Source organism: Streptomyces zingiberis (assembly GCF_012034935.1).
GTDB lineage: Bacteria > Actinomycetota > Actinomycetes > Streptomycetales > Streptomycetaceae > Streptomyces > Streptomyces zingiberis.
The window spans coordinates 36850-57245 of the sequence record NZ_JAATEN010000004.1 but is presented as its reverse complement, the minus strand read 5'-3'; the positions used below and the strand labels follow the sequence as shown (position 1 = coordinate 57245).

General features: G+C 74.3%; 24 protein-coding genes. 12 read left to right on the top strand and 12 right to left on the bottom strand.

Annotated features, from left to right (window positions below; genetic code table 11):
- Positions 1-132: 132 nt before the first annotated feature.
- The 3 genes from HCK00_RS06305 to HCK00_RS06295 form a co-directional block, all read right to left on the bottom strand.
- Complete coding sequence (locus tag HCK00_RS06305; RefSeq protein WP_168100787.1) at positions 133-1158, bottom strand: universal stress protein; 1026 nt, start codon at positions 1156-1158, stop codon at positions 133-135.
- 124 nt (positions 1159-1282) lie between these two features.
- A complete protein-coding gene (locus HCK00_RS06300) occupies positions 1283-2188 on the bottom strand; it encodes a universal stress protein (RefSeq protein WP_168100786.1) in 906 nt (301 codons plus the stop codon).
- A gap of 133 nt (positions 2189-2321) precedes the next feature.
- Positions 2322-2885 carry a flavodoxin domain-containing protein gene (locus tag HCK00_RS06295; protein ID WP_168100785.1) on the bottom strand — a complete coding sequence of 188 codons (564 nt, stop codon included), beginning with the start codon at positions 2883-2885 and terminating at the stop codon, positions 2322-2324.
- A gap of 309 nt (positions 2886-3194) precedes the next feature.
- Between HCK00_RS06295 and HCK00_RS06290 the strand changes: the two genes are divergently transcribed.
- Entirely contained in the window at positions 3195-3710 is a 516-nt protein-coding gene (locus HCK00_RS06290; RefSeq protein WP_168100784.1) for a flavodoxin domain-containing protein, read from the top strand.
- Between the two features lie 35 nt (positions 3711-3745).
- Here the strand turns inward: HCK00_RS06290 and HCK00_RS06285 are convergent, their stop codons facing one another.
- Entirely contained in the window at positions 3746-4234 is a 489-nt protein-coding gene (locus HCK00_RS06285) for an ATP-binding protein (RefSeq protein WP_168100783.1), read from the bottom strand.
- 278 nt (positions 4235-4512) lie between these two features.
- Between HCK00_RS06285 and HCK00_RS06280 the strand changes: the two genes are divergently transcribed.
- The 3 genes from HCK00_RS06280 to HCK00_RS06270 all read left to right on the top strand — a co-directional run bounded on the left by HCK00_RS06280 (position 4513) and on the right by HCK00_RS06270 (position 5914).
- A complete protein-coding gene (locus HCK00_RS06280; RefSeq protein WP_311765177.1) occupies positions 4513-5364 on the top strand; it encodes a helix-turn-helix domain-containing protein in 852 nt (283 codons plus the stop codon).
- Positions 5361-5579 carry a DUF397 domain-containing protein gene (locus tag HCK00_RS06275; RefSeq protein ID WP_168100782.1) on the top strand — a complete coding sequence of 73 codons (219 nt, stop codon included), beginning with the start codon at positions 5361-5363 and terminating at the stop codon, positions 5577-5579. The genes HCK00_RS06280 and HCK00_RS06275 overlap by 4 nt, the downstream gene beginning before the upstream one ends.
- A gap of 116 nt (positions 5580-5695) precedes the next feature.
- Positions 5696-5914: a DUF397 domain-containing protein gene (locus tag HCK00_RS06270; RefSeq protein ID WP_168100781.1), complete on the top strand. Its 219-nt coding sequence runs from the start codon at positions 5696-5698 to the stop codon at positions 5912-5914.
- Positions 5915-6013: 99 nt separating this feature from the next.
- Here the strand turns inward: HCK00_RS06270 and HCK00_RS06265 are convergent, their stop codons facing one another.
- Together HCK00_RS06265 and HCK00_RS06260 are read right to left on the bottom strand one after the other, a co-directional pair.
- Positions 6014-7204 (bottom strand): GDSL-type esterase/lipase family protein, encoded by a 1191-nt coding sequence (locus HCK00_RS06265; protein ID WP_168100780.1) that lies wholly within the window; start codon positions 7202-7204, stop codon positions 6014-6016.
- Between the two features lie 93 nt (positions 7205-7297).
- On the bottom strand, positions 7298-7870 hold the full coding sequence (locus HCK00_RS06260; protein ID WP_168100779.1) for a TetR/AcrR family transcriptional regulator: 573 nt from the start codon (positions 7868-7870) through the stop codon (positions 7298-7300).
- A 333-nt stretch (positions 7871-8203) separates the two neighbouring features.
- On the opposite strand from HCK00_RS06260, the gene HCK00_RS06255 reads away from it, so the two are divergent.
- Complete coding sequence (locus HCK00_RS06255) at positions 8204-9031, top strand: inositol monophosphatase family protein (protein ID WP_311765176.1); 828 nt, start codon at positions 8204-8206, stop codon at positions 9029-9031.
- A 172-nt stretch (positions 9032-9203) separates the two neighbouring features.
- On the opposite strand, the gene HCK00_RS06250 is transcribed toward HCK00_RS06255, so the two are convergent.
- The gene (locus tag HCK00_RS06250; RefSeq protein WP_168100777.1) at positions 9204-9473 is read right to left on the bottom strand and encodes a DUF4190 domain-containing protein; all 270 of its coding nucleotides are present in this window, start codon (positions 9471-9473) and stop codon (positions 9204-9206) included.
- Positions 9474-9475: 2 nt separating this feature from the next.
- Positions 9476-9649, bottom strand: coding sequence for a hypothetical protein (locus HCK00_RS06245; protein ID WP_168100776.1), 174 nt, complete (start codon positions 9647-9649; stop codon positions 9476-9478).
- 177 nt (positions 9650-9826) lie between these two features.
- Here HCK00_RS06245 and HCK00_RS06240 point away from each other — a divergent pair, with 177 nt between their 5' ends.
- Together HCK00_RS06240 and HCK00_RS06235 are read left to right on the top strand one after the other, a co-directional pair.
- Positions 9827-10480: a TetR family transcriptional regulator gene (locus tag HCK00_RS06240; RefSeq protein WP_168100775.1), complete on the top strand. Its 654-nt coding sequence runs from the start codon at positions 9827-9829 to the stop codon at positions 10478-10480.
- A gap of 208 nt (positions 10481-10688) precedes the next feature.
- Positions 10689-10934, top strand: coding sequence for a hypothetical protein (locus HCK00_RS06235; RefSeq protein WP_168100774.1), 246 nt, complete (start codon positions 10689-10691; stop codon positions 10932-10934).
- A 27-nt stretch (positions 10935-10961) separates the two neighbouring features.
- Here the strand turns inward: HCK00_RS06235 and HCK00_RS06230 are convergent, their stop codons facing one another.
- Positions 10962-11171, bottom strand: a complete 210-nt coding sequence (locus HCK00_RS06230) for a hypothetical protein (RefSeq protein WP_168100736.1) — start codon at positions 11169-11171, stop codon at positions 10962-10964.
- Between the two features lie 117 nt (positions 11172-11288).
- A complete protein-coding gene (locus HCK00_RS06225; protein WP_168100773.1) occupies positions 11289-12128 on the bottom strand; it encodes an alpha/beta fold hydrolase in 840 nt (279 codons plus the stop codon).
- 188 nt (positions 12129-12316) lie between these two features.
- On the opposite strand from HCK00_RS06225, the gene HCK00_RS06220 reads away from it, so the two are divergent.
- The gene (locus tag HCK00_RS06220; protein ID WP_168100772.1) at positions 12317-12916 is read left to right on the top strand and encodes a DinB family protein; all 600 of its coding nucleotides are present in this window, start codon (positions 12317-12319) and stop codon (positions 12914-12916) included.
- 273 nt (positions 12917-13189) lie between these two features.
- Here the strand turns inward: HCK00_RS06220 and HCK00_RS06215 are convergent, their stop codons facing one another.
- The gene (locus HCK00_RS06215; RefSeq protein ID WP_168100771.1) at positions 13190-13567 is read right to left on the bottom strand and encodes a VOC family protein; all 378 of its coding nucleotides are present in this window, start codon (positions 13565-13567) and stop codon (positions 13190-13192) included.
- A gap of 208 nt (positions 13568-13775) precedes the next feature.
- On the opposite strand from HCK00_RS06215, the gene HCK00_RS06210 reads away from it, so the two are divergent.
- Both HCK00_RS06210 and HCK00_RS06205 read left to right on the top strand, forming a co-directional pair.
- Positions 13776-14705, top strand: a complete 930-nt coding sequence (locus HCK00_RS06210; RefSeq protein ID WP_168100770.1) for a helix-turn-helix domain-containing protein — start codon at positions 13776-13778, stop codon at positions 14703-14705.
- Entirely contained in the window at positions 14702-14914 is a 213-nt protein-coding gene (locus HCK00_RS06205) for a DUF397 domain-containing protein (RefSeq protein ID WP_168100769.1), read from the top strand. The genes HCK00_RS06210 and HCK00_RS06205 overlap by 4 nt, the downstream gene beginning before the upstream one ends.
- A 160-nt stretch (positions 14915-15074) precedes the next feature.
- On the opposite strand, the gene HCK00_RS06200 is transcribed toward HCK00_RS06205, so the two are convergent.
- Positions 15075-15896 (bottom strand): SDR family NAD(P)-dependent oxidoreductase, encoded by an 822-nt coding sequence (locus HCK00_RS06200; RefSeq protein ID WP_168100768.1) that lies wholly within the window; start codon positions 15894-15896, stop codon positions 15075-15077.
- Positions 15897-16013: 117 nt separating this feature from the next.
- Between HCK00_RS06200 and HCK00_RS06195 the strand changes: the two genes are divergently transcribed.
- Together HCK00_RS06195 and HCK00_RS06190 are read left to right on the top strand one after the other, a co-directional pair.
- A complete protein-coding gene (locus HCK00_RS06195) occupies positions 16014-16613 on the top strand; it encodes a TetR/AcrR family transcriptional regulator (RefSeq protein ID WP_168100767.1) in 600 nt (199 codons plus the stop codon).
- A 516-nt stretch (positions 16614-17129) separates the two neighbouring features.
- Complete coding sequence (locus HCK00_RS06190) at positions 17130-20369, top strand: DUF6185 family protein (RefSeq protein ID WP_168100766.1); 3240 nt, start codon at positions 17130-17132, stop codon at positions 20367-20369.
- Positions 20370-20396: the final 27 nt, after the last annotated feature.

The window sequence follows — 20396 nt, the reverse complement described above, 5'->3', positions numbered from 1 at the left end:
GGGCCCTCTCCCCCGCCCGTGCCCCGCACCCGGTGGCGCCGTGGCCCTCCGCACGTGACTCCATCCGGCCGGGCCCCCGGCACCGGACCCCGCGCCGGGGGCCCATGGAGTCACGCCGCGGAACCCGCCGGCTCACGCGGCGGCGCGCGCCGTCCCCCCGTCCGCGCTGGGCGCCCCGCTCGCCTCCCCGGCGCCCCCGGCATCCCCTGCCTCCCCCGCCTGCCCGTCGTGCGGGACGACGGCCACCGGGCACGGCGCGTGGTGGACCACCCCGTGGGTGACGTGGCCGAGGCGGGCCGGGTGCGCGGGACGGGGCCGGCGGTGGCCGGTGACCAGGAGCGCGGCGTCACCGGAGGCCGTGATCAGTTCGTGGGCGGCGGAGCCGTGCACCACCCGTTCGGCGACGGCCACCCCCGGATACGCCTCCCGCCAGGGGGCCAGCACCCGGGCCAGGTCCGCCTCCTCCTGCTCCTGGTACTCCTCCGTCAGATCTCCGTCCAGGGGGGCGGCGGCGTAGCCGTAGACCCGCTTGGGGTTCCACGCGTACACGACGTCGAGGAGCGCCCCGCGGTCGGCCGCCGCCCGGAAGGCGAAGGCGAGCAAGGGGTCACCGTGATGGCGGACGTCGATGCCGAGGACGACCGGGCCCTCGTCGCCGGGCCGCCCCACCGGCCCGTCCCCGCCGTCACGGACCAGCACCACCGGCCGCGCCGCGTGGGTGACGACGGCCAGGCCGACCGAGCCCACCAGGCGCCCGGACATCCCCGCCAGCCCGCGCGAGCCGAGCACGAGCACCTCCGCCTCCTGTTCGGACAGCGTCCTGACGGCCGCCCCCTCCACCCGCTCCACGGCGATCTCCACCCCGGGGGCCCGCTCCCCGGCCGTCCGCCGGGCCGCGTCCAGCCGCTGCTCCGCCCAGCGGCGGTGGGAGGCGACGGCGTCGGGCCGGACGGTTGCGGCGGCGGGCGGGTCCCAGACCTGGACGATCCGCAGGGCGCGGCCGGAGCGCAGCGCCTCGTCGGCCGCCCACTCCGCGGCCGTCAGGCTCTGCGGGGAGCCGTCCACGCCGACGGCGACCACCCCGCCGCCCGGGGCGCCCGGCTCTGCCGCCCCTCGCTCAGCCGGCCGTTCCACCGGCCGCCGCGCCGTCCCGGCCATCCGCCCACCTCCTGGCTCCCTGCCGTGCCCTGCCGTGCCGTTCCGCCATCCGCGCCCTCCGCCGCTCCCCCGTCCGCGCTCCCCGCCGTGCCACGGCCGTCTCACGCCCCCTCACAACCGCGCCTCACGCCTGCGGGACGACCGCGACGGGACACGGCGCGTGGTGCAGCACGGCATGGTTGACCAGACCGAGCTGAAGCCCGAAATGGCCGCGCCGGGCGTGGGCGCCGACGACCAGCAGACCGGCGTCCCGGGACGCCTCCAGCAGCGCCCGCCGCGCGGAGCCCTCCACCGCCCGGCGCTCCACGGGCACCGCCGGATAGCGCTCCCGGGCCGGCCCCAGCGCCTCGTCGAGGACCCGTCCGGCCCGGATCCGGCACCGTCCGGCCACGGTGTCCCCGTCGTCCCCGCCGTCCCCGCCGCCCCGGGCCGCGGTGGCGGCCTCCCCGGCCGGGACCCGCCAGGCGTGCACGGCGATCAGCGCGCGCCCCCGGCGGTGTGCCTCGCGGAAGGCGTACTCGCCCGCGGTGCGGCCCTCGGCGGTGTCCTCGACACCGGGCACACCACTGGGGCTCTCGTCCGCGGGCCGTTCGTCCTGGACGCCGAGGACGACCGGGCCACCGCCGTCCGGTTCGCCGCGGACGACGACCACGGGACAGTCGGCGCGCCCGGCCACCGCCAGCCCGACCGAACCCAGCAGCATGCCCGTCACCCCGCCGCCGCCGTGGCTGCCGACCACGAGGGTGAAGGCGTTGCGGCCCGCGCACAGCAGCGCCTCGGCCGGGCCCTCGGGGACGATCCCGCCGGACACCTCGGTCCCGGGGGCGCGTGCGCGGGCGTGGGCGACCGCCGTGTCCCGGATGCGCTCGGCGTTCTCCGTCAGGCCGGGCACCGGCTCACCGAGGGGCGGCCCGGTGGCGCACAGCAGGCGCAAGGGGGTGCCATGGCGCGCCGCCGCGTCCGCGGCCCACTCCACGGCCCGGAGGCTGGAGCCGGAGCCGTCGACCCCGGCCACGACGGGGAGCACCATGAGCTGACCACCTCTCCTCCCGCCGGCCGCACCGGGACGCGGCCGGCGCGGGCGCGCCGGACGGCGGGCGCGCGGCAGACCGGTTCACAGCCTCGCACAAGCCCTTTACCGCCGCATGTGCGCACATGTCATCTCATACGGGAGGCCGGCGGCGTTCCGCCCGCGGCAGGCCGCGCACGATCGCCTCGGCCCACGCGTCGACCCGGTCCCAGTCCCGGTGGTCGCCGTAACGGCCGCCCATGGCCCTGAAGATCACCCGGCCGAGAGGGGTGAGGTGCCGGCGCCGGAGGGCACCGGGGAACTGCCGGGTCTCCTCCGGATGGACCACCTCGCGGAGGCCGGGCAGGTCCCGGGGCTCGTGACGCACCGCGCGGGCATGGAAGGGCCGGCCGAGCGCCTCGGACATCCCCACACTGAACAACCACACCCGCCGCCGCTCCAGCGCCGCCTGGTGCCGGTGGACATACGCGGCGGCCTCGGGCACCCACCGCATGTCGTGCACCGGGCTGCCGATGATCACCGCGTGGTAGCGGCCCGGGTCGGGCGGCACCGTCCCGTCCACCTCGTAGGTCTCCACCCGGTGCCCGGCCCGGGCCAGGCGCTCCGCGATCCGCTCGGCGATCTCCCGCGTCGAACCGTGCGCGCTGGCGTACGCGACCAGCACCGGGACACCGTCTCCGGCCTCGCTCCCGGCCATGGCCCGACCTCCTCGTGCCGCCCGGCGGGGCCCGGGCCCGGCGGAACGGCCCGGCTCCCGGAGGCACCCGGGTACCCCTGCCGCCCCGCTCCACGCCGCGCCCCTCGCGCGGGCTGCGGAGGCGGAACCGGCGCACAGCCGGGAGACTGGGACGGGACGCACCGGAGGCGCCGGTGAACGGCCCGCCACCGGGACGGGGGGGCACGGAGGCGGCACCGGCCGGCTGGGCCCGTGAACCGGCCGATAACCCGGATACGGGGACGCCCGGGACACCCTGGAGGACGACGCGCGGGAGGACGGTGAGGGACCATGACCCCGGTGGGCTGCGTACTCGTCGCCTACGGCTCACGGAACGACGCCACCGCCGAGATCGCCGACTGGATCGGCGAGGCGCTGCACTCCGAGGGGTTCGGCGTCGAGGTCCGGCCGGCCGCCGCCGTGCGTGATCTCTCCCCGTACGACGCGGTGGTGCTCGGGTCGGCGCTCTACGCCAACCGGTGGCGGTGGAGCGCGGTCCGCTTCGCCCGCCGCCACCGCGACGGGCTGCTGCACCGCCCGGTGTGGCTGTTCAGCAGCGGACCGCTGGACTTCTCGGCCTCCCGGACGGACCTCCCCCCGCCGAAGTCCGTCGCCCGCGTCGCCGAGAACCTCGACGCCCGGGGGCACATCACCTTCGGCGGCCGGCTGGTGCGGGGCACCCACGGTTTCGTCGCGCGCCAGATCCTCAAACAGGACCGGCGCGGCGACTTCCGCGACCCGGAGCGCGTCCGCCGGTGGGGCCAGGGCATCGCCCACGAACTCAAACGCGCCCAGACGACCCGCTGAGACATCCTGACCGGCGTCCGCCGCCTCACACACCGTCACGGCCCCGGGACCGCGCAGTCCGCCCAGACGGTCTTCCCCGGCCCGTCCTCCCGGGGCCGCCACCCCCAGCGGATCGCCACCGCCGCCACCAGCAGCAGGCCGAACCCTCCGCCGTCCCCGTCCTCCCCGGCGCCCCCGACCTCCCCCGGCGCCGGGGACGGGGCGGGCAGCCGCTCGCCCCGCGGGTCCGTCACCTCCACCCGCACGCGCCCGGCCCCGGCGGTCAGCCGGACCCGGAAATCCCGCCCGGGCACACATCCGTGGCGCGCGGCATTGGCGGCGAGTTCGGCCACCACCAGCGTCACGGCGTCATGCCCGGCGGAGCCGTAGCCCACCCCGCACCTGTCGAGCCACTCCCCCGCGAGCCGCCGCGCCAGCCGCGCGCCGCGCGGCGTCGAACTGAACCGCAGGGTGAAGGGCTCTACCGGGGAGCCGGTGAAACGCGGCCCGGCTGGGACGCCACACATGTCGTTCTCGCTGTTCATGCCCCGAGCCTCGCCCCGGGTCCACCGCTGTGACCAGCGACGACGCACCGTCCGCCCGGTGTTGTACCCGCTCCGCCCGGACGCTGTCGGCGGTGAGACCTCACCCCGGGCCCCCGGCCGTCCGCGGCCCCGGCGCCCCGGACGGGCACCCCGCGGCTCCCCTCGGCCCGCCGGGACGCCGTACGCGTTCTGTACGCGGTTGTACGCGCCGTCCGGCGTGACGGCCCGCGGACAGCGCGCGTTGTGCCGGGAAACCAGCGGCCGCAGGGGGAATCACCGTGCACGAAGACATCAGGAGCACTCGCGGCGAACGCGGCAGGCGGCCGGACGACGCGGGCACCGGCATCGTCACCGCGTTCGGCCGCCAGCTGAAACTGCTGCGGACCCGGGCCGGGCTGCCGCGCCCCGAATTCGGTTCCCGCATGGGCTACTCGGCGTCGACCATCGCCTCCTTCGAGCAGGGCCGGCGCATCCCGCTGCCGAAGTTCATCGACCGCGCGGACGAGGTACTGGACGCGGGCGGCATCCTCAAGGCCCTCAAGAAGGAGGTGGAACGCGCCCAGTACCCCCCGTTCTTCCGCGACGCGGCCCGGCTGGAGGCGGACGCGGTGGCGCTGTGCGTCTACGCCAACCAGCTTGTCCCCGGGTTGCTGCAGACGGCGGAGTACGCGGAAGCGGTCTTCCGGCGTCAGCGGCCGCTGCTCACCTGGGATGTGATCGTCCAGCGCCTGGACGCGCGTATGGCACGACAGCTCCTGCACGACCGGCAGCCGCCACCTCTCATGAGCTTCGTCATCGAGGAACCGGTGCTGCGTCGGCCTATCGGGGGCCGGGAAGTCCTGCGAGGCCAGTGGGAACGGATCCTCTGGTTCGGACGGCAACCCCATGTCGAGATTCAGGTGATGCCTCTCGACAGCGACGACCACGCGGCCCTGGGTGGACCGTTCAACCTGATCGACACCCGGCACGGGCAGCGCATCGCGTACACCGAGGTCCAGGACGACAGCCGGTTGTACACAGGCCCGACGAAGATCCACGAACTCGAGTGCCGCTATGGCATTCTCCGTTCCCAGGCACTCACCCCACGTGAGTCGCTGGCTTTTGTCGAGAGCCTTCTGGGAGAGACATGACCGTTCAGCACACGGCGCCGGCCATCCCCGAGACGGCATGGTGGAAGTCCAGTCACAGCAGCGGAGGCGGAGGCGAGTGCGTGGAGGTCGCGGACCACGCCGACGCCGTGCACATACGCGACTCCACCCGCCCCCACGGCCCCGTCCTCACCACCTCCCCCACCGCCTGGCAGACGTTCCTCGACCTCACCGCCCCACGCCACCCCGGCGGCTGAGCAGCGGATCGCGCGAGGAGTCCCCGGCCGGCAAACAACTTCAGCGGCCCCGACGCACCACCTCGCGCGGGGCCGGTTTCGGCCAAGAGCTCACCGAGAAACCCGCTGGGAGAATCATGACCGCTCAGAAGCCGATACCGGCCGTGCCCACAACCGCCTGGTTCACGAGCAGCCACAGCACCGGGGGTGGAGGCGAGTGCGTGGAGGTCGCGGACCACGCCGACGCCGTGCACATACGCGACTCCACCCGCCCCCACGGCCCCGTCCTCACCACCTCCCCCACCGCCTGGCAGACGTTCCTCGACCTCACCGCCCCACACCGCCCCGGCGGCTGAGCAGCGGATCGAGGGCAGCCGCGCCCCGCCCCGGCGAGCCGTGTCGCGTCCGGTGGTGCGGCGCGGTTCACGGCGGGCCGGGGCGCGGCGCGTGGGTGGTCAGGGGCGATCCGCGAACGGCCCGTTGGAGAAGGCCAGTTCGGCGAAGCGTTCGCCGATGCGCCGGTGGGTGACCGCGTCCGGGTGGAGTGCGTCCGGCAGCGGGAGTTCGGCGGCGTCGGCCTCGCCGTAGAGCGCGCGGCCGTCGAGGTGGTGCAGGTGGGGGTCGTCGGCCGCCCGCTGTTCCACGATCCGGGCCAGTTCCTCCCGGATGACCGTCAGCGTCAGCTTTCCGGCGGCCCGTTCGGCCGGGTCGCCGGTGGCCCGGAAGGCGACGCGGCCCTCGCTCAGCGCGGAGAGGTCCGGGGCGCTGGGCCCGGGGGTGTCCTCGTGGATGGGGCACAGGAGGGGCGACACCACCAGCAGCGGGGCCGTGGGGTGGCCTTCACGGATGGTGTCCAGGAAGCCGTGGACGGCGGGGCCGAAGGCGCGCAGCCGCATCAGGTCGGCGTTCACCAGGTTGATCCCGATCTTGATGCTGATCAGGTCGGCCGGGGTGTCCCGCAGGGCGCGGGCGGTGAACGGGTCGAGCAGCGCGCCGCCGCCGAAGCCCAGGTTGATCAGCTCCACACCCCCGAGGCGGGCTGCGAGGGCGGGCCAGGTGGTGGTGGGGCCTGCCGCGTCGGAGCCGTGGCTGATCGAACTGCCGTGGTGCAGCCACACCGGGCGGCCCCGGTCGGGGGCGGGCTCCACGGGGGCGTCGGTGCGCAGGGCGACGAGTTCGGTGGTCTCGTTGTGCGGCAGCCACAGCTCGACGTCGTTGACGTGCTCCCCGCCCCCGGGCAGTCCGGTGAAGCGGAGGGTTCCGGGGGAGCCCGGGCTGTGGTCGAAGCTCCCGGTCGACATGTCGATGGTGAGGGTGTCGCCCCCGGTGACGCCACCCTGCCCGGCGGGCTCCCCGTTGACGAGGAGTTCGTACAGCCCGTCCGGGCGGGGCGGGGCGCCGGTGTAGACGCGCTTGGTGGGCAGCGTGTCCAGTTCGAGGGCGGTGGCCCGGGTGCGGAAGGCGAGCCGCACCCCGGAGGGCTGGGACTCCGCCATGGCGAGCTGCGGGTCGGCGCACTGGGCGCGCGCCCGGGCCGGAAGCCGGTGCGGCAGCAGGCCGCGCCCGGTGTCCTCCAGGTCGAGGGCGCCGCGCAGCAGGTCCGCGGTGATGGGGGTGGTGATCCAGTCGCGCTGTGGGGTGGACATGATTCCAGCCTGTGAGTCGATGGTGGTGTGGGTGAGGGGAGTCCGGGCACACCCCGGCCGGAGGGAGGGACCCAAGCCGGGTCCCGTCTCCGGTCAGGAGGGCGCGGGCCAGTTGCGCAGCAGGGCGTCGAGGGCGTCGAGCGTCCGCTCCCACGACTCCTGCGAGCCGGGGGCGCTGTGGTCGAAGCCGCCGGCCGCCTCCAGGCCGACGTAGCCGTTGAAGACGCTGCCGAGCAGCCGGACGGCGTGCGTCTGGTCGGGCTCGGTGAGGTCGTAACCGCGCAGGATGGCCCGTGTCATCTGCGCGTGCCGCACACCGGCGCTGGTGGCGGCCGTCTCCGGGTCCAGCCTGAACTGGGCGGCGGCCCAGCGGCCGGGGTGCTCGCGGGCGTAGTCGCGGTAGGCGTTGGCGAAGGCGGCGAGGGCGTCCTTCCCCGCCCGGCCGGCCAGGGCGTCGGCGGCCCGGTCGGCGAGTTCCTCCAGGGCGAGCAGAGCGATCCTGGTCCGCAGGTCCTGGGAGTTCTTCAGATGCGAGTACAGGCTCGCGACCTTGACGTCGAACCGCCGGGCCAGTGCCGAGACGGTCACCTGCTCGAACCCCAGTTCATCGGCCAGCTCAGCGCCGGCCCGGGTCAACCGTTCCGTGGTCAATCCCGCACGCGCCATGACCTCTCCCTTCGCTAACGAAGCCCAGTATGCATTTACCTAATACCTTTAGGCAAATACCTAGCATTCCCCATAGGCGGCTTCCCGGGCCTGACGGCCCCCGGGGCCTCGCAGAAGCGTCCGGCCGGGCCCGGTGCCCACACGCCCGAATCCGGCCCGCCCCCGCGGCACGCGTCCCGCATGGAGGTCTCCCTGCACTGCCCGGGCGCCACCCCCGACCCGATACGGTTACCGCTGCACCGGTACGCCCCGCTCCACCGCCGGCCGCCCCGGGGAGCGGGCCGCGCGCCGGCGCCTGACGCGGACACCCAGCTGAAAGGCCCTGGACCTCACGTGAAAGCGCACCACGACCTGCTCGCCACCGCCGAGGAAGCCGTCGAGGCGGGAGTCTCCTGGCTCACGCGGGCCGGCGCGGAATGGTCGGCGACCAAGTTCAAGGAGTCCGGCGAGGAGGTGACGGACGCCGATGTGGAGGTCGAGCGGCGGGTGAGCCGCGTCCTGCGGGAGCGCTACCCCGACATCCCGGTCGTGGGCGAGGAGTTCTCCGAAGGCGGCGAAGGCGGTCCGCTGCCGCCCCGCTGCTGGCTGCTGGACCCCATCGACGGCACGATGAACTACACGCGCGGCGCCCCGCTGTACGCGGTCTCGCTCGCCTACGCCGAGGGCGGCTCCCCGGTGGTCGGCGTACTCGTCGCCCCGGCACTCGAACGGCGCTGGACCGCCGGCGCGGAACCCGCCCGGCGGGGCGAGCACACCGGCGGAGGCCGGTGCGGGGAACCCTCGGGCGTCCGTGAGGTCTCCCATGCGGTCGTCGGCGTCACGGGCACGGGCTCGCCCGACTCCCGCTCCGGCCGGTTCCTGGCCCATCTGATGAGCGGCGCCTACCGGGTCCGGATCCACGGCTGCATGAGCCTGGACCTGGCGGGGGTCGCGGAGGGCTGGCTGGACGCGGCCGTGTGTTTCGGCCCCTCCCCCTGGGACGTGGGAGCCGGCGTCGCCCTGCTGCGCGAGCGCGGGCTCGCCGTCCTGGGCGCGGAGGGCAGGGACTTCACCTTCGACTCCCCCATCCTGGCGGCCGGGCAGCCGGACCTCGCCAAGGACCTGGCGCAGCGCTGGGAGTCGATGCCCCGCGACGGGTTCCCCACGGGCCACGGGGCCTGAGCGGCGCGGCCGGCGCGGCACCCCCTGCCGTGCCGGCCCGGTTGACGGGCCGCCGCCCTGCGGCTGCCGCGGCCCCGTCCGGCAGCCGCGGCATCCGCCGCGCCCGGGTTCCTTCCGCACGCCCCGGAAAGTCGGGCGCCCGGGGAAGCCGGCCGCGACGGCGTAAGGGCCGTCAGAGCGACCAGGACACGGTGTTACTGAGGTCCACGAGCAGGCCGAGCACGACCAGATCGCAGACCCCGAGGACGATACCCAGCCAGGCCCGGCCCCTGCGCACCGTGCCCTTCCCCAGCGCGAGCGCGCCCAGCACCAGGGCCATCGGGCCGAGGATCAGGTTCAGCGCCAGCAGGCCGACGAGGCCCAGCACGAAGGAGGCCACGGCCATGTGGTCCGCGCGGCGGACCCCGGTGGGCCGGTGGTGGATGCCGACGGCGGTGCCCATGATCAGACCCCTTCCCGCTGGTGACGGCGGTGGCGCCCGCGCCGCTCGCGGACGGCGAAGACGGCCAGCCACGCGGCGATGGCCGCGGCGGCCGCGAGGCTCACGGGCCCCGGCAGGTGGGCCACGGACCCCAGCACCACCCCGAGCAGGAGAAGAGCTGCGACCAGGAAGATCACGATCTGCCTTTCCGGTAGAGGTCCCCCACGCCGGCACCGGGCGGTGGCGACCGCACGGCGGCGCGGGAATTTCAGTATACGAGTGTTCACTGAACCGGGACGCAAACCCCCCACCCTTTCCCTTCACCCGTCCCCTGCCGGTCCCGTCCCTGCTCACCGGCTGTTTGAATGAACGGCATGAGTCACGCCACCGCACCGCCCCCGGGCAGCCGCAGCCTCCAGAAGCTGCGGACCCGCCAGGCGCTGCTCGACGCCGCCCTGGCGCTGCTGGAGGAGAAGAGCCTCGGCAGCCTGGGCCTGCGCGAGGTGACCCGCGCGGCGGGCGTGACACCGTCCGCCTTCTACCGCCACTTCACCGGCCCCGCCGAACTCGGCGTCGCCCTGGTCGAGGAGACGCTCGACGGCCTGCACTCCATGATCTCCACCGTCCTGGCCGAGACCCGCGGGAAGCACCGCGAGGCGGAACGCGCGCACCGCGCCGTCGAGGCGATCGCGCGTCATGTCCGCGCCCACCCCGCCCACATCCGTTTCGTCATCCGCGAACGGCACGGGAGTGTGCGGCTGGTCCGTGAGGCGATCGGCGCCCAGCTGCGGCGCTTCGCGGACGAGGTGGCCGCCGAGTACGCGAGCCAGCCGGCCGGCCGCGGCTGGAGCGAGGACGATCTGCGGATGCTGGGCGGCGTCTACGTCGACCAGATGGTGATGACGGCCTCCGGCTTCCTCGACGCCGCCGACGACGAGCACCCGGAGGCCGCGGTCGGCCGGGTGGCGGCCGAGGCCCGCCGCCGGCTGCGCCTGATCGGCCTCGGCCGCCACCACTGGCCGGGCTGAACCACCGTCACCGGCCGGTCCCCCGCCGGGCGTCCCACCGCCACGGACGGGGGCCCGCCCACACGCGCCCTTGTCAGCGGCCTTTCCGGGTAGGCGAGTTGGTGACGGTGCCGCGCGGGACGGCGCCGGGCCACCGGCCCGCCCGGCCGCCGCCCGGCTCCGCCGCAGAGCCGGGCGCCGTGACGGAGACGACGGAAGGGGCCGACGGATGACCACGCTGCTGGCGGTGTTCGGGACACTCGCTCTCATCGCGGTACTGCTGATCGCGGTCGTGCTGACCCGGAGCGGTGCACGGACCCGGCACACGGACGGACAGCGCATCGAGAACGAGGTGAGGCGTCAGGCCCAGGAGGACGCCCGCGCCTCGTCGGACTCCTTCCCCGCCCACCATTCGGTGCCCGCCCTGGGCGACAGCCCCTCGGGCCGCTCCCGCCGCGGCCAGAGCCTGGCCTGACCGGCATTGTTCACCGGCCGGCCCGGCTCAGCCCTCCACGGGCGCCCGTTCCGCGGCGGCGCCGGCTCCCCTGTCGGCCTGTTGGCGAACCTCCCGCACCTCCGGCAGCCGGGACCAGACCTCCCGTATGAGGGCCGGGTACTCCTCACCGTGGGCGGCTGTCGCCGCCGGCACCGCCTCCAGGGCCGCCCGGAGGCGATCGGCCCGTGCCGCGCCGAGGAGTGCGGGAATGGCCATGTGCGGTTCCGACACCCGGACACTCCGAGCCGGATCACCGGCCCGAGCGTCCTGCCCGACTCGGGCGGCGGGTCGGGGCCGCCCGAGGAGCGCACAGGCAACGGACCGCCGGGGTGGTCAGTCCGCGGGATGTGCCGCCAGATGGTCCAGGAGCAGACGGTTCGTCTCCTCCGGCACCTCTTCGGGCACCCAGTGGCTGACCCCCGCCAGAGCCTCGAAGCGGTAGGGGCCGGTGACCCGGCCGGCGGTGTCCTCGGCCGTCGACCGGGCGAAGGCGATGTCCTCCGTGCCCCAGACGTACAGCGTGGGGAGGCCGACGGCGCCCATGGTGGGCACGCCGGAGCCGGAGCGGTACCAGTTCAGCGCCGCGGTGAGCGCGCCCGGTTCGGAGAGGTGCCGGACGTACTCCTCGACCCGCTCCGGCGGGACGGAGCCGCCGAAGAGGGAGCGCAGCAGCCGGGCGCCGTCCGCGAGCATGCGTTCCTCGGTGGCGGGCGTCTCCTGCCAGTCGAGCATGTAGCGGGAGCGCTTCTTCTGCTCCTCGTCGGTGCGGAGCGCGTGCGTGAAGGCGCCGGGGTGCGGGGTGGAGACGACGGTGAGGGTCCGCAGCCGCCCGGGGCGAGCCCCCGCCGCCCACCAGGCCACGGCGCCGCCCCAGTCGTGGCCGACGAGGTCGAACACCGGCCACTCCAGCGCGTCGGCGATCGCGAACACGTCACCGACGAGGAACTCGGCCCCGTACGCGGCCGGATCCTCCGGGCGGACGCCGGGTGAGTACCCCCGCTGGTCGGGGGCTACCGCCCGGAACCCTCTCGCGGCCAGCGCCTCCACCTGCCGCCGCCACATCGCGCCGGTCTGCGGGAAGCCGTGCAGCAGCAACACCGGACGGCCACCCGCGGGCCCGGCGGTGAGCGCGTCGAAAACACCCTGGGACGTGGGTATCCGGATCTGTTCCATCGTGCGCCGCCGCCTTTCCTGCTCTCCGGTTCGCACCGAGCCGCGTCCAGCCGTACCGGCCGGCCGGTGAAGTCTAGGGGAGAGCCACGGGCTCCGCCGTGGACTCTCCGGGCCCGGGCCCCGCCTCCGCCCAGGAGCGTTCCCGTGCTCCGGGTCCGTTGTCAGTGGCCGCTGCGAGACTGCGCCGCATGACCGAAGCAACCATGAAGGCGGACCTGCACCACTATCTGCGGTCCGCGCGCGGAGCCCTGCTGTGGAAGCTCGACGGGCTCTCCGAGTACGACGTCCGCCGCCCGCTGACCCCGACCGGCACCAACCTGCTGGGGCTGGTGAAACACCTCGCCGCCGTGGAGCTGGGGTACTTCGGCGACTCCTTCGGCCGGCCGTTCTTCGCCGAGGGCAAGGCCCCCGTGTGGTACGGCGAGGGTGCGGAGGACAACGCGGACATGTGGGCCACGGCCGACGAGTCCCGTGAGGAGATCATCGAGCTGTACCACCAGGCGTGGCAGCACGCGGACACCACGATCGAGTCGCAGCCGCTGGACGCGGTGGGCCGGGTCCCGTGGTGGCCGGAGGAGCGGCGGGAGACCTCGCTGCACCGGCTCCTGGTCCACGTACTCGCGGAGACCAACCGGCACGTCGGCCACGCGGACATCGTGCGGGAATTCATCGACGGTTCGGCGGGCCTGCTGGACGGCAAGGAGAACCTCCCGCCCGGTGACCGGAGCTACTGGGAGGGCTACCGGGAGCGGCTGGAGCGCGTGGCCCGGGAGGCCGGAGGACGCTGAGCCGGCCTGCTCCAGGCCCCTCGGGGGTGATGGTGGAGGTGGGCGACGCGGCACGGTCCGGGTGGCCGCCAGGCAGGCGGCGGCCCGGCCCGTCCCCGTCGTCACCGCCCTGGGTGACGGCGGCCCGGCCGCGGGCACGCGGTTAGCCCGTACCCCAGGAGCGGGGAGCGCGCACCGGCCGCCCAGGTGCTTCGGGTACGGGCAGCCCGGCCGCGGCGCCCGGGGCGCCCGTGCCACACCGGCAGGGCTGCCCCACGCACGCGAACCCCGGAATCAGCCCAGTTCCCCGCGTTCGACGCAGAACTCGTTCCCCTCGGGATCGGCCATGACGACCCATCCCCTGCCCTCCGGGCCGATGTGGTCCGCGAGGTGCAGGGCGCCCAGCTCCCTGGCCCGCTCGACCTCCTCGGCGCGGGTACGGCCGGCCGGACGCAGGTCGAAGTGGATCCGGTTCTTGACCGTCTTGCCGTCCTCGACCTTGACGAACAGCAGGCCCGGTTCGCCGGCCGCGCCCTCGACCAGCACCTCCTCGTCACCGGGCTCGTCCTCGTCGGAGATCGGGCGCCCGAGCAGGTCGCTCCAGAAACGGGCGAGGGTGTAGGGGTCGGCGGCACAGTCGAAGGTGATGTGCTGGATGGCGGGGGTGTGCATCGGTGGCTCCTGCTTTCGCGGTTCACTTCGCGTCGGGTGATCCGGGGGATCGTTCCAGTCCCGCCCTCTCCTGTCGAACGGTTGGCGCCGCCCGCCCTCCGCACCGCCCACGTCCGCTGTACGCGCCCCTGCTGCCGCTGTACGCGGTGACGGCATGACCCGGGCGGCGCGCCCCCGTTCTTCCGAGCGTGGGAAGGGAGTTGGGCGCATGGAGCGACCGGAGACACCAGAGACCAGCGAGGCATGGCAGGGACCCGTACCCGGCGCCGCCCTCCGGGACGGCGCGGCTCGGGGCGTGGCGGAAGCGGGCAGTCTCGGCGACGGCCGGTCCGGACAGGACCCCGGCACCGGCCTCGTGGTGGCCTTCGGCCGCCAGCTGAAACTGCTCCGCACCCGGGCGGGCCTGGAGCGCCCGGAATGCGGCGCCCGGTTGAGCTACGCCCCGTCGACCATCGCCTCCTTCGAACAGGGCCGTCGCGTCCCGCCGGGGAAGTTCATCGAGCGGGCCGATGAGGTTCTGGACGCCGGAGGCCTGCTCACCGCCCTCAAGGACGAGATGGAACGGGCCCAGTACCCGGCCTTCTTCCGCGACGCGGCCCGGCTGGAGGCGGAGGCCCTCGAGCTGTGGCTGTACGCCGTGTACGCGGTACCTGGGCTCTTGCAGACCGAGGCATACACGCGTGCGCTGCTGGCGATGCGCCGCCCCTTGCTGGATGAGGAGACGATCGAGCGGCGCGTCACCGCCCGCGCCACGCGGCAGAAGATCCTCAGCCGATGGCCGGCACCCCTGATGAGCTTCGTCATCGACGAGTCAGTACTACGAAGGCCCTTCGGTGGGAAGCACGTTCTTCGAGGCGCACTCGAAAGGATGCACCACCTCGGGGAGATGAGAAACGTTGAAATCCAGGTCATGCCGTTGGACCGGGAGGACAACGCCGGTGTGGACGGCCCGTTCACCGTGATTACGCGTCGGGGAGGCAGCCAGGTGGCGTATCTGGAAGCCCAGGGGCGGAGCACTCTGCTCACCGATGGTGAAGAGGTGCGCGCGGTGGCCGCTCGTTACGGGATCATCCGCTCTCAGGCCCTCAGTCCCCAGGAGAGCAGAAAACACATCGAGAGGTTGCTGGGAGAGGCATGAACATAGCCGAGACGCCGTTCACCATGGCGGGACTCACCTGGTCCAAGAGCAGCTACAGCGGAGCCGAGGGCGGGGAGTGCCTGGAGGTGGCGTCCACTGATGGAGCCGTGCACATCAGGGACTCGAAGCACTGGACCGGGCCGGTCCTCACGGTCCCCCCGGGCGCCTGGGCCGATTTCCTCGGGCTCGCCGCCAACCCCCCTCGCTGATCGGCATGGAACGGCGCCGCCGGGCGCTCCGGTCCGACAGGCCGGTGTCCCCACTCCCCGCCGGGCGGTCGGCAGCGGGTGAACCTCCCCGGCGGTCCGTGACCGGGGAGCCTCCGCCCCGCGCGGAGGGGCGGGAGAGGCGCGGTGCGGGAGATGGCCCTCAGCCGGGAGCGAGACGACTGAGGTGCTCCCACGATCGGTACAGGTCCGCTCGGGTCCGCCCCATCTCCACGACGTGGTCGAAGGACCGGCTGCCGACGATCAGCCGCCGGGGCGGGTCCGGCAGTGCGGCCAGTTCCATGATGACGGGGGCGGCGGTCTCCGGCTCCGGGCCGACGGCGTCGCCCCACATGGCCTCCATCTCGGCGCGTAGCGACTGATACCGCGGCAGGGGTTCGGTAGCTGTCGTGCCCACGGTGAACAGACCGGTGTTGTAGCCGCCCATCTGCACGTTGGTGACCTTGACGCCGAAGTCCTCGGCCTCCGTCGCAAGGGCGTCGCCGAGCGAGTCCAGCGCGGCCTTGCCCGCACCGTAGAAGCCGACGGTCGCCATGCCACCGCCGCTGCCCATCGACGTGACCTGCAGGAGCCGTCCCCCGCCGTGGGCCCGCAAGTGAGGAAGGGCCGCCTGAGCGACCCATACGGCGCCGAAGAAGTTCACGTCCATGTGCGCCCGGATCTGCTGCTCCGTGGCCTCCTCCACCATGCCGTAGAGCATTCCGCCCGCGTTGCTGACCACGACGTCCAGCCTGCCGAACGCGGCTGCCGCCCGCTCCACCCCGTCGAACACGCCCCGCCGGTCGGCGACGTCCAGCCGCAGCGGGACCAGGCGGCCGGGATACCTCCCGATCAGCTCCTCCAGCGGCCCCACGTCGCGGGCGGCGGCGACCACCCGGTCACCACCCGCCAAGGCGGCTTCGGCGAAAGCCCTGCCCAGGCCGCGGGACGCGCCGGTGATGAACCAGACTCTTGAGTCCGTCACAGAAAACCTTACCCTCAGTAAAGGAAACGGTCCGTCTCGATTCGCTTCATCCTAGGCGGCATCCAGGCACCAATCAATACGGACCGTCTTGTTTCACTTCACGCGTAGACTGGACACATGTCCAACGAGAAGGGGCCGGACCACTCCCGGCGCAAGGAACGATCCCGGCAGGCGATCCTCGCCGCCGCCCGCGCCCTGATCGCCGAGGAGGCGTACGAGAAGGTCACCGTGGAGGCCATCGCCGCCCGCGCCGGTGTCGGGAAGCAGACGATCTACCGGCGGTGGCCGTCGAAGAGCGCGGTGGTCTTCGCCGCCCTGCTGGCTCTGAGTGAGGGCGTGGACGGACAGTCCGTCGCGTTGCCGGACACGGGCGATCTCGAAGCGGATCTCAAGGCCGTCATGCGCGCCACAGCGCAGGAGTTCGCCGACCCGTCCTTCGACCGGCTGATCCGGGCCCTCAACACCGAGATCGCCAACGACGCCGTACTGGCGGCCGAGTACCGCGAGAAGCTCGCCCAGCCACTGGACGAAGCGAAGAAGGCACGCCTGCGCGGTGCCCAGGCAGTCGGCCAGCTCCGCACCGACGCCGACCTGGACCTGGTCCTCGAAGTGCTCTACGCCCCCCTCTTCCAGCGGTGGCTGCACCGCAGCGGTCCGCTGGACGCCGCGTACGCCGACTCGCTCGTCGCCGTGACCCTCCGGGCTTTCGCCCCCTGAACAGGAGCGGGCCCACACCCGCGCGGGCCCGGTCCCGCTGCCGGCTCGCTCCTGAACGGCCACCAGGAATCCCGCCCCGGAGACGATGCGGCGATCCCGTGGAGTCGCCGCCACGCCGGAACCGCTCTCCTGGCTCCGGCCCCTGAGTGGCCCTGCTCCGTTCTTCTCCTGAGCCACCCGGTGAGACGTCATCGGTCCCACCACTGATCCACCCCGCCGGGTTCCGCGGTCCGGTACGGGCGGGGCAAGGCGGCCGGCCGCCCGGCGCGCGGCCGGCCCCGGTGGTGGCCGAATGGGCCGAAGCGCCTACCCCTCTCCCCGCGCACGGCCATCATGGGACCCGAGTCCGGTAGGTGGCGGGGACCACCAGGGGGGCGAGGGGGACGCGTGAGAGCGCCGGTCGTGTTGGCGGTCGTTCTCTTCTGTGTGCTGCTGCGACCCGGACCGGCCGTGGCCGGTGACGGGTCTGCGGAGCGAGGAGAGCGGCCGGGGGGCGGGAGCGCGGCCGGTTGCGCCGTGGACGGGTTACGCGGTGCGCGTGCCGAGGCGTCCATCCGGCTGACGCGGGACCACCACGTATCCGGCGAGGTCGCCGTCTCCACCGAGGTGACCGTGCGGGTACCCGCCGCCTGGCCGCTCGGCCACCACCTGCTCCTCAGCGAGACCGCGGCCCCGTACCGCGAGGCCCTGGCCTGCCTGCTCGGCGGGGACCCGGGGGAGGCCGGAGGGCAGGGCCGGGACGGGACGCCCGAGGTGACGGTCGTGAAGGGCGGGACCGAGGTCCGGTCACCGCTGTTCGCGCGCCTCGCCACCCGGACGGGTGACGACGAGACGATGGTCGGCCCCTGGTCGGTGCGGCAGCGGGACGGCCGATGGCATGTCCGTCTCCAGCCGGCGAAAGCACTGGAGCGGGTGGTCTGGACGAGGATCACCGTCGATCCGGGGTGGCCGGGCGCGGTGCGGGCCAGCCCGCCGCCCGACACGGGTACGGCCGGCAAAGCCCTGGTCTGGCGGTCGGAGGACGGCGGAGCCAAGGACGACGGGGCCGGTGCCGCGCCCCGTCCGGAGGTGACGATCCCCTTCCCCGGTGACGAGGTGGACGGCGACATGACGGACCTCGCCGTCCGGTGCGCCGTCGACCGGCTGCGCGGGGCCCGCGCGGAAGCGTCCATTCGGCTGCTCCACGACGGCCGCGTCCACACCAAGATCACCAGTGAGCTGACCGTACGGGTGCCCGCGGTCTGGCCACTCGCCCCCGATCTGCTGCTCAGCCGGGATTCCGAGGCCTACCGCCGGGCGATGGGCTGTCTGCTCCGCGGCGACACCCCGGGCGACCTGTGGGGGGACGGCCGGTTCCGGGAGTGGCGGACCTCGGAGCCCGAGGTCACGCCGGTGCGTGACGGCTTCCGGGTGCGGTCGGCGACGTACTCGTGGATCGACACCCAGGACGGCGACGACGATCTGCTCCTCGGCCCCTGGCGAGTCCGCACAGGGGTGCGGCACTGGCGGGTCCGTTTCCAGCCCTCCGAAGCCCTGCTGCCGGCCGGGTGGAGCCGGATCAGCGTCGATCCGGGCAGCCCCGGTGCCGATGAGGCATCACCCGCACCGGCGGAACGGGCGGACGGTACGGCGCTGGTGTGGAAGCCCGCCGGCGCCGGGCAGCCGGCCGGATCCCCGCCGGACATCTCGGTGGGTCTCACACCGGACTGGCAGCGCTCATGGGCGGCGCGGTCCTCGCAGCCGCCGTTCTCCGTGCTGAGCGGCGCGGGGGAACTGCTCTCCTACCTCGTGGTCTCCGGCCTGCTGATCCACGCGGCGGGGGCCGCGTCACGGCGGAGGACGGGCTCCGCCGGTCCCGGGCCCGGGGGTGGTCCGACCGGGTCAGGCGACGCCGCCGGTGACGGCGGTGGCGGCAGCCCTCCCGGGACGCGCACGGCAGCGCCGGCGGCACGGGGACGCCCTCTCCGCCGGCGCCTCCGGCGGGCCCTCGCCCCTCCCCCGCCCGGACCCCCCGGGGCACCGCGCGGACGCGAACGTGCGGATGCCGAGGCGTTCCGGAGTCTGCGCCGCTGGGGCTGGGCCGTCCTGCCCGTCGCACTGGTCGTCGAGGGTGACGACCTCCTGTTCAACCAGGTCGGCTGGTCCTACCCCGACGCCCTGGTCTGGGGTACCGCTCCCGGTCTGGTGCTCCTGCTGTTCGCCCGGCCACCCCGCCCCGTGGTGGCGGCCGGCGCGGTCCTCCTGGCCGTCCCGCTGCTGGGGGCCTGGGTGATGGAGCAGCGTGCGGACGAGTTGGCGGCCGGCGCGGCGTGGCTCTCCCCCGGCGCCCAACTCGCCGGTGTCCTGGCCGTCCAGGGCTGCGGCCTGGCGCTCTGCCTGCTCGGATTCACCGCCGCCGGGTGGCGGCTGGCGCGGGACGGCGGACTCCACCGGGGGCGGCTGCTGCTGCGGTGGGCGGTACCGGCCGTCCTCGGCGTCCTCGTCTTCGCGGCGGTCGGCTGGGCCCTGGCCTCCGAACGGAACTTCCGGCGGTACACCTGGCTCCGGCCGCACGAGGAGCTCGCGTTCGGGGAGGGGCACACCACGTTCCTCACGGAGGACGCGGCCTGGTTCGCCTCGGTGGGCCAGGACTGGCTGTTCGCCTACCTCTGGGTCCTCACCGGGGTGGCCATACTGGGCGCGCTGAAGGCCTCGGTGGAGCCGGTACGGGTGTCACCGCTGGAGCGGCGGCCCGAACGGCTGCTGGTCCTGGTGTTCTTCCCCGTGGTCGTCGGGATCGACCTCGGCTGGTACGCGGGGAACGGGGCGCTGTGCTGGGTCTGGGTGTTCCTCCACATGGCGGCGCTGCGCCTGATGGCCGCCGCCGGGGCCAGGCGCGCCGTCCTCGGTCTGCGGCTGGAGGGCTCGGAGGAGCGCCTGGAAACCACGGTGACCGGTGAGCGGCGCGCCCTGCTGATGGGACGCGCCCGCCGCTACCGCGAGATCCACGCCACGCTCCGCCGCCTCGACCAGGGGCAGGCCGACGACACGGCCGTCGAACGGCGGGCCCTGGAGCGGGAGCTGAGCGAGCTGCACGACTGGACGGACAGCGCGGGGACGGCGTGCCGCCTACCCGGCCGGATCTCGGTGGTGGACGCGGCACTCGCCCTCGGGCCGGAGAACACCTGGTGGGCCAACGGGCGGCGGGGCGCGCTGCTGGCCGCCTTCTTCGGGCTCCCGGCGAGCGCGCTGACGACCTGGGCGTCGGCGGTGCGGGGTGACGCCTGGACGAACGCGCTGCACTACGGCTTCGGCCTGCCCGACACCGTGCTCACGTTCCTCTACTGGCAGCTGGGCTGGGTCGGGGCGGGCTTCGTGCTCGGCGCCCTGTGGCGGGTCCTGCCGGGGCGGCGCGGGGCGGTGAAGGCGCTGCCGGTCGCGGCCGCGTTCGGGCTGCCGCTGGCCCTGGACGCGGTGGTGGCGCGGGTGATGAACGAATCGCAGAGCAGTCACCCGCTGTACGCGGCGGCGATGCTGCTGGTGCTGACCCTGACGGGGATCGCCGTGGACCTGGAGACCTTCCGGGGCGAGCGCCGTTACTGGCAGTCCAGACTCGGGCTGCTGCTCTCCGTCTACCAGATGCGCTACCTGTCGTTGCAGTTCGCGTACGTCCTGGTGCAGATCGCGGGCGTGATCACGGTCTGGGACTTCTTCACGGACACCGGCGGCCCGCCGCCCGCCGTCCCGGGCAGCGGCGAGAAGGGCGCGGACGGGTAGGCCGGGCGCGACGGGAATCCCCCGGTC